We start from the raw sequence: 13,422 nt of genomic DNA on the forward strand, positions 1-13,422 counted from the left end.
GTGCGAGGATTGCCCGGTGCAGCGTGTCGTCCGAGCCGAACTCGATCTCGACGTCGAAGGGGAGCTCGACCTCATCCTCTCGATCGCCGTGGCCGACGGCGTGCCGGTCGTCCACGAGGATCTCCGTCTCGAGCGGGACGGTCGCGTGCTCGTCCCGACGGTGATGACGGATGCCGCGGGCACACGCCTCCACCGCCTCCGGGTCGACGCGGGCCCGGTTCGGGTGTCCTACGACGCCCGCGTCGTGGGGAGCGCGGCGCCGCAGCCCACCAGCGCTCTCGACACCGCGGTCTACCTCCGCCCCAGCCGGTACGCGCCGTCGGACTCGGTGTTCGCGCAGGCGCGCCGCCAGTTCGGGGGGCTTCGGGGAACGGACCTCCTCGCCGCCGTCGAGGCGTTCGTCGCCGAGACCGTCACCTACTCCCCGGGGCTGTCGCTCGGCACGGACTCCGCCGTCACGACCCTTGCGAGCGGGACGGGCGTCTGCCGCGACTACGCGCACCTGGTGATCGCGCTCCTGCGCGCGATGGACGTTCCGGCTCGGTACGTCGCCTGCTACGCGCCCGGCCTCGTGCCGATGGACTTCCACGCGGTCGCGGAGGCGTGGATCGACGGGCGCTGGCTGGTCGTCGACGCCACGCGATTGTCCAACCGTCGGGGCCTCGTCCGGATCTCGACGGGAAGGGATGCCGCCGACTGCGCGTTCCTCAGCTACTACGGCGCCAATCTGGGCCTCCGACGGATGTTCGTCGACGCACGCGTCGAAGCGGACGACGCGGACCCCGAGGCGGCATCCGATGCACTCCGGGACGATCGCGCGAGCCTCGTCGCGCTGGCCTGAGCGTCATGGGACATCGCCGCACGGTGGCTCGAGCCGTTCTGATGATTAGGGTGGGGCACAACACATGGGGGAGCTGAACGTGACAACCGCCGACGACGCGATCAGACGCGCCATCATCGAGGAGTACGGCGTGCTCGGGGGAGCCCCCGAGCCCGACCTGCAGGGCCTCGTCCAGTTGGCCGCCACGGTGTGCGGGGTCCCCACCGCCGTGATCAACATCATCGACGATCGCTTCCAGCATCAGATCGCTGCCGTCGGGATCGAGCCGGCTGTCTGCAGCCGTGAGGATTCGATGTGCGCCGTCGTGTTCCGCAAGCCGGGGCACACCGTCGTCAGCGACGCGGCTCTCGACGAGCGCTTCGCCGCCAACCCGTTCGTGACCGGTGAGGTCGCCAACGTGCGTTTCTACGCCTCGAGCCCCCTCATCACCCCGATGGGCGTCCCGATCGGCACCATCTGCATCTTCGATGACGTACCCCGCGAGATGCCGGAGGACGAGAGCGCCGCCCTCGCCCTCATCGCCCATCAGATCGTCGACGTCCTCGAGCTGCGCCGCCTGACCCGGGAACTCGGCGAGTCGAACGAGCAGCTCGAGAACTTCGCGGCACAGGTCGCGCACGACCTCCGGAACCCTCTCACGGCTCTGACCGGGTACATCGAGCTCGCCTCCGAGGTGCCCGAGGTCGCCGAGACCCCCGCGGCGTCTCGCGCGCTCGCCCGCGCCGAGTCCGTCGCCGACCGCATGTCCGGCATGATCGCCCGTCTCCTCGACTACGCGAGCGTCGGCGGTGCGCCGATCCGCCGCACCGCGGTCGAGGTCGGTCCGCTGATCGCCTCGACGATGGACGACCTGAGGACCGCCGGCCTCGACAACGGCGCCGACGTGACGGTCGACGCATCCGTCCCCGTGCCCGCCGATCCGACCCTCCTCGGCGTCCTGCTGCAGAACCTCGTCGGCAACGCCGTGAAGTTCGCGGGCGCCGGCGGACGCGCGCCGGCGATCACGGTGTCGGTCGGAACAGTGGCCGCGGGTGTACGGATCACGGTCGACGACAACGGCCCGGGCGTCCCGGTCGCCGAGCGGGACCTCGTGTTCGAGCCGCTCGAGCGCGGATCGAACGTCGACGTCCCCGGCTTCGGCATCGGCCTCGCCACGTGCAACCGGATCGTCCAGTCCCACGGCGGCCGCATGGGCATCGACGAGTCGCCCTCCGGCGGTGCCCGCGTCTGGGTGGTCCTGCCGTCGGCGTGAGGACCCCCTGAAACGTAGACTTGACGGGCTATGACTCCAGAAGCCCTCTCCGCAGCCCTTCTCGCCGTCGTGTCCCCGCTCGTGGAGGCGCGACGACCCGGCTCCGGTGAGGCTCTGACGCTCGCCGACTTCCCCGTCGAGCGCCCGAAGAACCGCGACCACGGCGATTGGGCGTCCAACGCCGCGCTGAAGCTGTCGAAGCAGGTCGGTGCGAACCCGCGCGAGTTCGCGGCCGAGGTCGCCGACGCGCTCGCCGCCGTCGACGGCATCGCCTCTGTCGAGGTCGCCGGCCCCGGGTTCATCAACATCCGACTGGATGCCGCCGCCGCAGGCGCGCTCGCGAAGACGATCGTCGAGGCGGGCACGGCCTTCGGGCACGGGCGCTCGCAAGAGGGCAATACGATCAACCTCGAGTTCGTCAGCGCGAACCCGACCGGTCCCATGCACATCGGGCACACGCGTTGGGCGGCTCTCGGCGACGCGATCGCCCGTCTGCTGCTCGCGAGCGGCGCGACCCTCGTCCGCGAGTTCTACATCAACGACGCCGGCGCGCAGATGGACCGGTTCGGTCGCTCGGTGCTCGCCCGCATGCAGGGCGAGCCGGCTCCCGAGGACGGCTACGCCGGGGCCTACATCGACGACCTCGCGGCGCGTGTCGCCGAGGCCGAGCCCGGCATCGCCGACCTGCCCGAGGACGCACGCGTGGCCGCGGCCCGCGACAAGGCCTACGAACTGCAGCTCGCGGAGCTCCAGGCATCCCTCGAGAAGTTCAACGTCCACTTCGACGTCTTCTTCAGCGAGCGGACGCTGCACGCGAAGAGCGCAGACGGTGGCCCGAGCCTCGTCGACGAGGCCGTCGACCGCCTGCGCGCGCAGGGTCACGTCTTCGACGCCGACGGCGCCGTGTGGGTGCGCACCACCGACTTCGGCGACGACAAGGACCGCGTCATCCGCCGCTCGAACGGGGAGTACACGTACTTCGCCGCCGACGCCGCCTACTACCTGAACAAGGGCGACCGCGGTTTCGCGCACAAGATCTACCTGCTCGGCGCCGACCACCACGGTTACGTGCACCGCCTGAAGGCGCTCGCCGGAGCGGCCGGCGACGACCCCGAGAAGGACATCGAGGTCCTCATCGGGCAGCTCGTCTCCATCAACGGAGCGCGCCTCTCCAAGCGCGCCGGCAACATCATCGAGCTCGACGACCTGCGCGAATGGCTCGGGACCGACGCGCTGCGTTACTCGCTCGCGCGCTACCCGGCCGATTCGCCGCTCACGCTCGACCCCGAGATCCTGCAGAAGCGGACGAACGACAACCCGGTCTTCTACGTGCAGTACGCCCACGCGCGCACCCACAACGTGGCCCGGAACGCCGCCGATTCCGGCGTCGCGCGCGACGCGTTCGCTCCCGAGCTGCTCACGCACGAGACCGAGTCCGCGCTCCTGGGCGCGCTGCAGGAGTTCCCGCGCCTCGTCGCCTTCGCGGCGGAGCTGCGCGAACCGCACCGCATCGCCCGTTACCTCGAGGAGCTCGCGAGCCTCTACCACCGCTGGTACGACTCGTGCCGCGTCACCCCGCTCGGCGACGAGGAGGTCACGGACGTGCACCGCACGCGCCTGTGGCTGAACGACGCGACGGGTCAGGTCCTGCGCAACGGACTCGACCTGCTCGGCGTCAGCGCGCCCGAACGGATGTGACGTGGCGACCGTGACCGAGGTCCGGCCTGCTCGCCGTCGTCCCCGTCGAGGGGTCACCTGGGCGGTCGTCATCGTCCTCGCGGTCGTCGGACTCCTCGTCGCGGCGGAGGTCGCGGCACGCATCGTCACGCCGCAGATCATCCGCGATCAGATCGTCCAGAACGTCGGCCTCCCGGCCGACCAGAAGATCGACGTCGACATCCCCGCGCCGCTCCTGCTGCCTCTCGTCGTGGTCGGACAGTTGCCCGAGATCAGGCTGAGCGCTGACGATGTCGAGCTCAACGGCATCACGGCGGACGTCGACGTGACAGCGGACGACGTTCCGATGTACACCGGTGCCGATTGGTCGTCGGCGAACGCGACGGTCGTGTTGGATCAGGCTCAGACCCGCGCCCTGCTGTCGAAGGTGGACGGCTTCCCCGCGGAGTCGGTGACGCTCGATCCGCCCGACGTCGCCCTCGACACCGCGTTCCCGATCCTCGGCACGTCGGTCCCCGTGGGGGTGACCCTGTCGCCCGCCGCCCGCGACGGCCAGATCGTCCTGTCGCCCACGACCTTCCGTCTCGGCGGCGCAGATGTGTCGGCCGACGCGCTCCGCCAGCAGCTCGGTCCGCTCGTCGGCTCGATGCTGGAGGAGCTGCCGGTCTGCGTGTCTCAGTACCTGCCGAAGGCGATGACCCTCACGGGTGTCTCCGTCGCGGAGCGCGGGATCGTCGCGGACTTCGAGATCGACAGTGCCATCCTCCGCGACAAGGCCGCGCAGGAACCCGGTTCCTGCGACGGCGACCGCTAGCGTCACGGAGCCGGGGTGCTCCGCCCCGGTGCCCTAGACTGTGGGCACCGTCGGGGCGTGGCCACACCGCCCGACGTACCCGTTCCCACCCCGATTGGTGCCCCTGCGTGTCCACCACCTCCGACCGTCCCGCCGTGCCCGAGTGGCTGACTCAGCCGCATGACGCGAACGCGCTCGTCGAGGCCGTGTGGCCGGAGGGATCCGTCCGCGACGACGCCGGGGCGATCGTCTTCGGAGGAGTGTCCGCGGTGGAACTCGCCGAGCGGTTCGGCACCCCGCTGTACGTCGTCGACGAGGACCTCGTCCGCGCTCGCGCCCGCGAGGTGCTGACGGCGTTCCAGGATGCCGCGGCCCGCCACGGCGGCACGGCCCGGGTCTACTACGCGGGCAAGGCTCTGCTTACGACCGACGTCGTGCGCTGGGTCACCGCCGAGGGCCTCGGTGTCGACGTCGCCAGCGGCGGCGAGCTCGCCGTCGCGCTCGCGGCGGGAGCGGACCCCGCCCGCCTGGGTCTCCACGGCAACAACAAGCTGCTGCCCGAGATCAGCCGCGCGGTTCGGGTCGGCGTCGGCTCCATCGTCATCGACTCGCTCGTCGAGATCGAGCGGATCGCCGCCGAAGCCGAGTCCCAGGGGCGCGTCCAGACCGTCCTCATCCGCGTCAACAGCGGCGTGCACGCCGAGACCCATGACTTCCTGGCGACGGCCCACGAGGATCAGAAGTTCGGCTTCGCGCTGACGGATGCCGAGGCCGCCGTCGCCCGCATCCGAGAACTTCCGTCGCTGCGCTTCGCGGGACTGCACTGCCACATCGGCTCGCAGATCTTCGGGACCGCCGGCTTCGCCGAGTCCGCCGCTCGTGTCGTGGAGCTGCACGCTCGGCTCCGCGAGGGAGGCGACGTTCCCCTCCTGAACCTCGGCGGCGGCTTCGGCATCGCCTATACGTCCAAGGACGACCCGACCCCGATCGCGGAGCTCGCCGACGGCATCGTCGCGGCGGTCGCGCGCGAGTGCGAGAGCCGCGGCATCCCGATGCCCGAGCTCGCCTTCGAGCCGGGCCGCACCATCGTCGGACGCGCCGGGGTGACCCTGTACCGGGTCGGCACGGTGAAGCCGGTGCGCGTCTCGGACGACCTCGAACGGCTCTACGTGAGCGTCGACGGCGGCATGAGCGACAACGCCCGCACAGCCCTGTACGGCGCGGACTACAGCGCGCGCATCGCGAGCCGCCGGAGCGACTCCGCCCCCGCTCTCACGCGCGTCGTGGGGCGCCACTGCGAGGCGGGCGACATCGTGGTGTCGGACGAGTACCTCCCCGGTGACGTCGAGCCCGGCGACCTCGTCGCCGTCGCGGCGACAGGCGCCTATTGCTTCTCGCTCGCGAGCAACTACAACTACCTGACCCGACCTCCCGTCGTGGCCGTGAGCGCCGGCACAGCTCGGCTGATCGTCCGCGGCGAGGACGAGAACGACCTGCTGGCGCGCGACCTCGGCGTCGCACCGGCATCCCGCACCTCCGAGGAGTCCGCATGATCGAACCCCGCCGCCTGCGCGTCGCGCTCCTGGGAGCCGGCGCCGTCGGATCCCAGGTCGCCCGGCTGCTGCTGACCCACGCCGACGAACTCGCCGACCGAGCCGGAGCACCGCTCGACCTCGTCGGGATCGCCGTCCGCGACGTCGACGCCCCGCGCGAAGCGGACCTTCCCCGCGACCTGTTCACGACCGACGCCGACACCCTCATCGCGGGCGCCGACATCGTGATCGAGGTCACCGGGGGGCTCGAGCCCGCCCGCACCCGCATCCTCCACGCCCTCTCCTCCGGCGCCGACGTCGTCACGGCGAACAAGGCGCTCCTGGCGACCCACGGCAGCGAGATCTTCGACGCCGCCGACCAGGTCGGGGCCACCGTCGCCTACGAGGCGGCCGTCGCCGGCGCGATCCCGATCATCCGGCCGCTCCGCGACTCGCTCGCCGGCGACCGGGTGCGACGGATCATGGGCATCGTCAACGGCACGACGAACTACATCCTCGACCGCATGGACCGCGAAGGTCTCGGCTTCGACGAGGTGCTCGCCGAAGCGCAGCGGCTCGGCTACGCCGAGGCCGACCCGACGGCGGATGTCGAGGCGTACGACGCCGCGCAGAAGGCGGCGATCCTCGCGAGCCTCGCCTTCCACACGACCGTGCCGCTCGACGCCGTGCACCGCGAAGGCATCACGGCCGTGGATGCCGGCGTCATCGAGGCCGCCCGCAAGGCCGGCTACGTCGTCAAGCTCCTCGCCGTGTGCGAACGTCTCGTCGACCAGCCCGACGCCGCGCCGCACGGCGAGGCGATCTCTGTCCGCGTGTACCCCGCTCTGGTTCCCCGCGAGCACCCCCTCGCCTCGGTGCACGGCGCGAACAACGCCGTGTTCGTCGAGGCCGAGGCCGCCGGTGACCTGATGTTCTACGGCGCGGGTGCCGGGGGAGTGCAGACCGCGTCCGCCGTCCTCGGCGACGTCGTCTCGGCTGCGCGGCGCCACGTCGCGGGCGGACCCGGAGTCGGCGAGTCGACGCGCGGCGGCCTGCCGATCGTGCCGATCGGCCGCATCCGGACGAGCTGCCAGATCACGCTCGAAGTCGATGACCGGCCGGGTGTGCTCGCCACCGTCGCCGGCATCCTCAGCGACGGGAACGTGTCCATCGCGACCGTCGAACAGACCACCTCGGGCGGCGCCGTCGCCCAGGACAGCGGGGATGCCGTCGCGCACCTCGTCATCGGAACCCACACGGCCCGGGAGCAGGACCTGGCCGACACCGTCGAGCGCCTCGCTGCCACCAGCGCGGTGCGTCGGGTGGTCTCGGTCCTGCGGGTAGAAGGAGACTGACATGGCACACGTCTGGCGCGGAGTCCTCCGCGAGTACGCCGATCGACTGGGCGTCACCGACGCCTCGACCGTCGTGACGCTCGGCGAGGGCGGCACCCCGCTCATCCCGGCGGCGTCGCTGTCGCGCATCACCGGTGCCGATGTCTACATCAAGTTCGAGGGCATGAACCCGACGGGCTCGTTCAAGGACCGCGGCATGACCGTCGCCCTCTCCCGTGCCGTCGAGCACGGAGCCGAGGCCGTCATCTGCGCCTCGACCGGCAACACCTCGGCATCGGCGGCCGCCTACGCCGCGCACGCCGGCATCACAGCCGCCGTCCTCGTCCCCGAGGGCAAGATCGCGATGGGCAAGCTCAGCCAGGCCGTCGCCCACGGCGGCCAGCTCATCCAGATCCGCGGCAACTTCGACGACTGCCTCGAGATCGCGCGCGAGCTCGCCGGCGGGTACAAGGTGCACCTCGTCAACTCGGTCAACCCCGACCGCATCGAGGGACAGAAGACGGCCGCGTACGAGGTCGTCAGCCAGCTCGGCGACGCCCCGGACTTCCACTTCATCCCCGTCGGCAACGCCGGCAACTACACCGCCTACTCGCGCGGCTACCGCGAAGAGGCCGAGCGCGGCGTCGCGACGCGCGTGCCCCGCATGTTCGGCTTCCAGGCCGAGGGCTCCGCGCCGCTCGTGCGCGGCGAGGTCGTGAAGAACCCCGAGACGATCGCCTCGGCCATCCGCATCGGCAACCCCGCGTCGTGGGACCTCGCCCTCGAAGCCCGCGCAGCCACCGACGGCTGGTTCGGCGCGATCGACGACGAGCGCATCCTCGCGGCGCAGAAGCTCCTCGCGGGCACCGTCGGCGTCTTCGTCGAGCCGGCGTCGGCGATCAGCGTCGCCGGTCTGCTCGACCGTGCCGAGGCGGGTGTCATCCCGAACGGCGCCAAGGTCGTCCTCACCGTCACCGGCCACGGCCTGAAGGACCCGCAGTGGGCGCTCCGCAACCCCGACGGCTCGCAGGTCGAGCCCATCGTCGTGGACGCGGCGACCAGCGAGGTGGCCTCCGCGCTCGACCTCACCCGCGTGGCGGGATGACGCTCGCGGGGCGCTCCGTCGCCGTTCGCGTCCCCGCGACGAGCGCCAACCTCGGGCCCGGCTTCGACACGCTCGGTCTCGCCCTGAGCGTCCACGACGAACTCGTCGTGACCGCGCTCGACGGTCCGGGCCTCGAGATCGAGGTTTCGGGGGAGGGGGCCGCCGAGGTTCCGACGGATGCCTCGCACCTCGTGGTGCGCTCGATGGCGTACGCGTTCGAGGCGGCCGGCCGGCCGATGCCCGGCATCCGTCTGCGCGCGCACAACGTGATCCCTCACGGCCGCGGGATGGGATCCTCCGGTGCCGCCGTCGTGGCGGGACTGCTCGCGGCGCAGGGACTGCTCGAGGGCGACGTCACCCTCGGCCCCGAGACCCTCTTGCGCCTGGCGACCGAGCTCGAGGGGCACCCCGACAACGTGGCGCCCGCTCTGTTCGGCGGGCTGACCATCGCGTGGATGGACTCCACGGGGCCGCAGCACAAGAAGCTGGCCGTCCACCGCGGCGTCTCACCGCTCGTCTTCGTCCCCGAGTTCACGATGTCGACCTCGGTCGCGCGCGGTCTCGCGCCGCTCCACGTCACGCGCGAGGACGCCGTCTTCAACGTGTCGCGGTCGGCGTTGCTCATCGCGGCGCTGACGCAGAGCCCCGAACTGCTCATGGCGGCGACGGAGGACAAGCTCCACCAGTCCTACCGGGCGCAGGCGATGCCCGCGACGGATGCACTCGTGCAGGGCCTGCGTGCCGCCGGGTTTGCCGCCGTCGTCTCGGGGGCGGGACCCAGCGTCCTCGTCCTCGCCGACGGGCCGGGACGCCGACTCGAGGCGGTCGAGTACGCCGCGACGTCGACGGACACGCCATGGAAACCTCTCCTGCTGGCCGTCGATGTGCGGGGTGGTACAGTGAGGGACCATACGGAGGATGCCACGTAATCACGTGAATCTGCCCTCCACTCGCAGTCTGCGAACCACCGCACACCCCTCCTGACGGGCCTGCGCAACTCTGTGCCTGCGCGAACACCCCGCTGAGGATTCGGATCCGTCGTGGACGGAACCACCTGCGGTTATGACTTTCCACATCTGAAAGGGAGAACTCGTGGAGTCCATCTCCGAGATCCAGACCGGCGACGACGTCGCCACCGGCGGCGCTGCCGCCGACGAGACCACCACGGCCGCCGCGCAGGACGCGACGACGGATGCCGCTGCGGACACCGCCGACTCGACTGCCGTCGAAGCCGCCCCCGTCGCAGACGAGGCGACCGAGCCGTCCACCGACGAGGCCGCCGCGCCCGCCGAGGAGCCCGTGCAGGCGAAGCGCCCCGCACGGAGGACCTCCGCGAAGAAGGCCGCTGCTGCAGCCGAGCCCGTCGCAGACGAGGCCGTCGCAGACGAGACCGTCGCCCAGGACGCTGCACCCGCAGTCGAGGCATCAGCTGACGAGAAGCCGGCCGACGAGAAGCCGGCGAAGGCGCCGCGCAAGCGTGCGCCGCGTCGTGCCAAGAGCGGTGACGCTCCTGCCGCCGAGGCAACGCCTGCCGCCGACGCCGCTGCTGCCGCCGACGCCGATCCGGCAGCCGCTGACGCCACGCCGGCGGACGCTCCGGTGACCGAGACCAGCGCCGCCCCGGCCGCAGCCGAGGCACCCGCCGAGCAGGCATCCGACGACGCGAACGTGTCCGCATCGAGCGACGCGAACACCGCGGCATCCGGAGACGACTCCGAGGGCTCCAGCGAGGGGACCGGCCGCAGCCGGTCGCGCAGCCGCAGCCGCAGCCGCAACCGCAACAAGGGCGAGAACGGCCAGAACGGCAACCAGGGCGGCAACGGCCAGGGCGGCAACGCTCAGAACGGCAACGCTCAGAACGCGCCCGCCGACAAGCCTGCCGCCGAGTCGGTCTCCGACGACGAGCAGGGCCAGGGCCGCGGCCGCCAGCGCAACAAGCGCCGCGGGCAGTCCACGGGCGACGAGTTCGACACCGAGATCGGCGAGGACGACGTCCTCATCCCGATCGCCGGCATCCTCGACGTCCTCGACAACTACGCCTTCGTCCGCACCACGGGTTACCTGCCCGGGCAGAGCGACGTCTACGTCTCGCTCGGCCAGGTCAAGAAGTACAACCTGCGCAAGGGCGACGCGGTCGTCGGCGCGATCAAGCAGCCCCGCGAGGGCGAGCAGTCGAGCCGCCAGAAGTACAACGCGCTCGTCAAGGTCGACGCCGTCAACGGCCTGTCAGTCGAGGACGCCGCCACGCGTGTCGAGTTCGGCAAGCTGACCCCGCTCTACCCGCAGGAGCGCCTGCGCCTCGAGACCGCGCCCGAGAAGCTGACGCAGCGCATCATCGACCTCGTCGCTCCCATCGGCAAGGGCCAGCGCGGCCTCATCGTCGCGCCTCCCAAGGCCGGCAAGACGATCGTCCTGCAGCAGATCGCCAACGCGATCGCGACGAACAACCCCGAGGTCCACCTCATGGTCGTCCTCGTCGACGAGCGTCCCGAAGAGGTCACCGACATGCAGCGGACGGTCAAGGGCGAGGTCATCGCCTCGACCTTCGACCGCCCCGCCGAGGACCACACGACGGTCGCCGAGCTCGCCATCGAGCGCGCCAAGCGTCTCGTCGAGCTCGGTCGCGACGTCGTCGTCCTCCTCGACTCGATCACGCGCCTCGGCCGCGCCTACAACATCTCGGCGCCCACCTCGGGCCGCGTGCTCACCGGTGGTGTCGACGCCTCGGCGCTCTACCCGCCCAAGCGCTTCTTCGGCGCGGCGCGCAACATCGAGAACGGCGGATCGCTCACGATCCTCGCCACGGCTCTCGTCGAGACCGGCTCCAAGATGGACGACGTCATCTTCGAGGAGTTTAAGGGCACCGGCAACAGCGAGCTGCGCCTGTCGCGTCAGCTCGCCGACAAGCGGATCTTCCCCGCCGTCGACGTCAACGCGTCGAGCACCCGTCGCGAGGAGATGCTCCTCTCGGCCGACGAGGTCAAGATCACGTGGAAGCTGCGTCGCGCCCTCGCCGGCCTCGACCAGCAGCAGGCCCTCGAGGTCGTCCTCGGCAAGCTGAAGGAGACGACGTCGAACGTCGAGTTCCTCGTGCAGATGCAGAAGTCGATGCCGGCCCCCGCCGCCGGCGGCCACGCGCACGAGAACAGCATCCGCTGAGCCTCGAGCCGTGTTCGAATCCGTCCAGACGCTGATCGACGAGCACCGCGCGGTCCAGGAGGAACTCTCCGACCCCGCGGTGCACGCCGACGCGTCGCGCGCCAAGCGCGTCAACCGGCGGTACGCGGAGCTCTCCCGCATCGTCGCCGCGTACGATGCGTGGCACGGAGCGGAGGAGGACCTCGCCGCCGGTCGGGAGCTGGCCAAGGAGGACGACGCCTTCGCTGAGGAGGTCCCGGCGCTCGAGCAGCGCCTGGCCGAGACGCAGGAGAAGCTCCGGCGCCTGCTGATCCCGCGCGACCCCGACGACGCCCGCGACGTGATCCTCGAGATCAAGGCGGGCGAGGGCGGCGCCGAGTCGGCGCTGTTCGCGGCGGACCTCCTTCGCATGTACCTGCAGTACGCGGCATCCCGCGGCTGGAAGACCGAGCTCCTCGAACGCAACGAATCGGACCTCGGCGGGTACAAAGACGTCCAGATCGCGATCAAGGGCTCGTCCAGCGACCCGGCGCAGGGCGTCTGGGCGCACCTGAAGTACGAGGGCGGCGTGCACCGCGTGCAACGCGTGCCCGCGACCGAGTCGCAGGGGCGCATCCACACCTCGACGACCGGCGTTCTCGTGTTCCCCGAGGTCGACGAGCCCGAAGAGGTCCAGATCGATCCGAACGACCTCAAGATCGACGTCTTCCGCTCGTCCGGACCGGGCGGGCAGTCGGTCAACACGACGGACTCCGCCGTCCGCATCACGCACGTGCCGACCGGCATCGTCGTCTCGATGCAGAACGAGAAGAGCCAGCTGCAGAACCGCGAAGCCGGTATGCGCGTCCTCCGCGCACGCCTGCTCGCCAAGCAGCAGGAGGAGCGGGATGCCGCGGCCTCCGACGCGCGCAGATCGCAGATCCGCGGCATGGATCGCTCCGAGCGGATCCGCACCTACAACTTCCCCGAGAACCGCATCGCGGACCACCGCACCGGGTACAAGGCCTACAACCTCGACCAGGTGATGGACGGCGCGCTCGGCCCCCTCATCGATTCCGCGATCGCCGCGGACGAAGAGGCGCAGCTGGCCGCGGTCGGCTCGGAGGCCTGAGCCGGGTCAGATGTGGTACTCGGGCGCCATGAGGATCGCCCGGGTGTCCTCGTTCGCCGTGCGCCGACGCGCGCGTGCCGGTACGCCCACCAGGACGGAGTCCGCGGGGGCATCCTTCGTCACGACGGCGTTCGCCCCGATCACCGAGTGCGCCCCGATCACGATCGGCCCGAGGATCTTCGCGCCCGCGCCGACGGCGACGCCGTCCTCGAGGGTGGGATGCCGCTTGCCGCCGTCCCGGGTCCGGCCGCCCAGCGTCACCCCGTGGTACAGCATGACGTCGTCCCCGACTTCGGCGGTCTCGCCGATGACGACACCCATGCCGTGATCGATGAAGAACCGTCGCCCGATGGTGGCCCCCGGGTGGATCTCGATCCCGGTCAGCCAGCGGGACACCTGCGAGAGTGCGCGCGCCGGGAACCGCCTGCCGCGCCGCCACAGCGCGTGCGCGACCCGGTGACTCCACACGGCGTGGAGTCCCGGGTAGAGCAGCGCGATCTCGGCGCCGCCGCGGGCCGCGGGGTCGCGCAGCTTCGCGGAGGCCACGTCCTCACGGACGGACCGCGCCGCGGCGGCGACGCTGCGGACGAACGAGGGGGCGGTGCGGGGCACGGCGGACCTTCCGGGTGTCGGCGTGCG

General features: G+C 71.2%; 11 protein-coding genes. 10 read left to right on the forward strand and 1 reads right to left on the reverse strand.

Annotation, left to right across the window (positions count from 1 at the left end):
• Positions 1–16 precede the first annotated feature (16 nt).
• From Q9S78_RS08195 to prfA, 10 genes are all read left to right on the forward strand, one after another.
• The gene (locus Q9S78_RS08195) at positions 17–841 is read left to right on the forward strand and encodes a transglutaminase-like domain-containing protein (protein WP_311869971.1); all 825 of its coding nucleotides are present in this window, start codon (positions 17–19) and stop codon (positions 839–841) included.
• Between the two features lie 79 nt (positions 842–920).
• A complete protein-coding gene (locus tag Q9S78_RS08200; RefSeq protein WP_256335305.1) occupies positions 921–2,093 on the forward strand; it encodes a sensor histidine kinase in 1,173 nt (390 codons plus the stop codon).
• A gap of 30 nt (positions 2,094–2,123) precedes the next feature.
• Positions 2,124–3,791 carry an arginine--tRNA ligase gene (locus Q9S78_RS08205; RefSeq protein WP_020096815.1) on the forward strand — a complete coding sequence of 556 codons (1,668 nt, stop codon included), beginning with the start codon at positions 2,124–2,126 and terminating at the stop codon, positions 3,789–3,791.
• 1 nt (position 3,792) lies between these two features.
• Positions 3,793–4,584 carry an LmeA family phospholipid-binding protein gene (locus tag Q9S78_RS08210; protein ID WP_026303028.1) on the forward strand — a complete coding sequence of 264 codons (792 nt, stop codon included), beginning with the start codon at positions 3,793–3,795 and terminating at the stop codon, positions 4,582–4,584.
• A gap of 107 nt (positions 4,585–4,691) precedes the next feature.
• The gene (lysA, locus tag Q9S78_RS08215; protein WP_311857500.1) at positions 4,692–6,116 is read left to right on the forward strand and encodes a diaminopimelate decarboxylase; all 1,425 of its coding nucleotides are present in this window, start codon (positions 4,692–4,694) and stop codon (positions 6,114–6,116) included.
• Positions 6,113–7,450 (forward strand): homoserine dehydrogenase, encoded by a 1,338-nt coding sequence (locus tag Q9S78_RS08220; protein WP_018188641.1) that lies wholly within the window; start codon positions 6,113–6,115, stop codon positions 7,448–7,450. The genes lysA and Q9S78_RS08220 overlap by 4 nt, the downstream gene beginning before the upstream one ends.
• A gap of 1 nt (position 7,451) precedes the next feature.
• Entirely contained in the window at positions 7,452–8,534 is a 1,083-nt protein-coding gene (thrC, locus tag Q9S78_RS08225; protein WP_018188640.1) for a threonine synthase, read from the forward strand.
• Positions 8,531–9,463: a homoserine kinase gene (thrB, locus tag Q9S78_RS08230; RefSeq protein ID WP_311857499.1), complete on the forward strand. Its 933-nt coding sequence runs from the start codon at positions 8,531–8,533 to the stop codon at positions 9,461–9,463. The genes thrC and thrB overlap by 4 nt, the downstream gene beginning before the upstream one ends.
• 163 nt (positions 9,464–9,626) lie before the next feature.
• Positions 9,627–11,693, forward strand: a complete 2,067-nt coding sequence (rho, locus tag Q9S78_RS08235) for a transcription termination factor Rho (RefSeq protein WP_311869972.1) — start codon at positions 9,627–9,629, stop codon at positions 11,691–11,693.
• Positions 11,694–11,703: 10 nt separating this feature from the next.
• Complete coding sequence (gene prfA, locus Q9S78_RS08240; protein WP_018188637.1) at positions 11,704–12,783, forward strand: peptide chain release factor 1; 1,080 nt, start codon at positions 11,704–11,706, stop codon at positions 12,781–12,783.
• Between the two features lie 6 nt (positions 12,784–12,789).
• On the opposite strand, the gene epsC is transcribed toward prfA, so the two are convergent.
• The gene (gene epsC / locus Q9S78_RS08245; RefSeq protein ID WP_020096822.1) at positions 12,790–13,395 is read right to left on the reverse strand and encodes a serine O-acetyltransferase EpsC; all 606 of its coding nucleotides are present in this window, start codon (positions 13,393–13,395) and stop codon (positions 12,790–12,792) included.
• Positions 13,396–13,422 lie beyond the last annotated feature (27 nt).

Origin of the sequence: Microbacterium aquilitoris (assembly GCF_031932285.1) — a bacterium.
Taxonomy (GTDB): Bacteria; Actinomycetota; Actinomycetes; order Actinomycetales; family Microbacteriaceae; genus Microbacterium; species Microbacterium aquilitoris.

Excerpts from the sequence above, each read along its gene's own strand:
- thrC (WP_018188640.1), top strand. The coding sequence starts at position 7,452 with ATGGCACACGTCTGGCGCGGAGTCCTCCGCGAGTACGCCGATCGACTG.
- Q9S78_RS08220 (WP_018188641.1), top strand. The coding sequence starts at position 6,113 with ATGATCGAACCCCGCCGCCTGCGCGTCGCGCTCCTGGGAGCCGGCGCC.
- thrB (WP_311857499.1), top strand. The coding sequence starts at position 8,531 with ATGACGCTCGCGGGGCGCTCCGTCGCCGTTCGCGTCCCCGCGACGAGC.
- Q9S78_RS08205 (WP_020096815.1), top strand. The coding sequence starts at position 2,124 with ATGACTCCAGAAGCCCTCTCCGCAGCCCTTCTCGCCGTCGTGTCCCCG.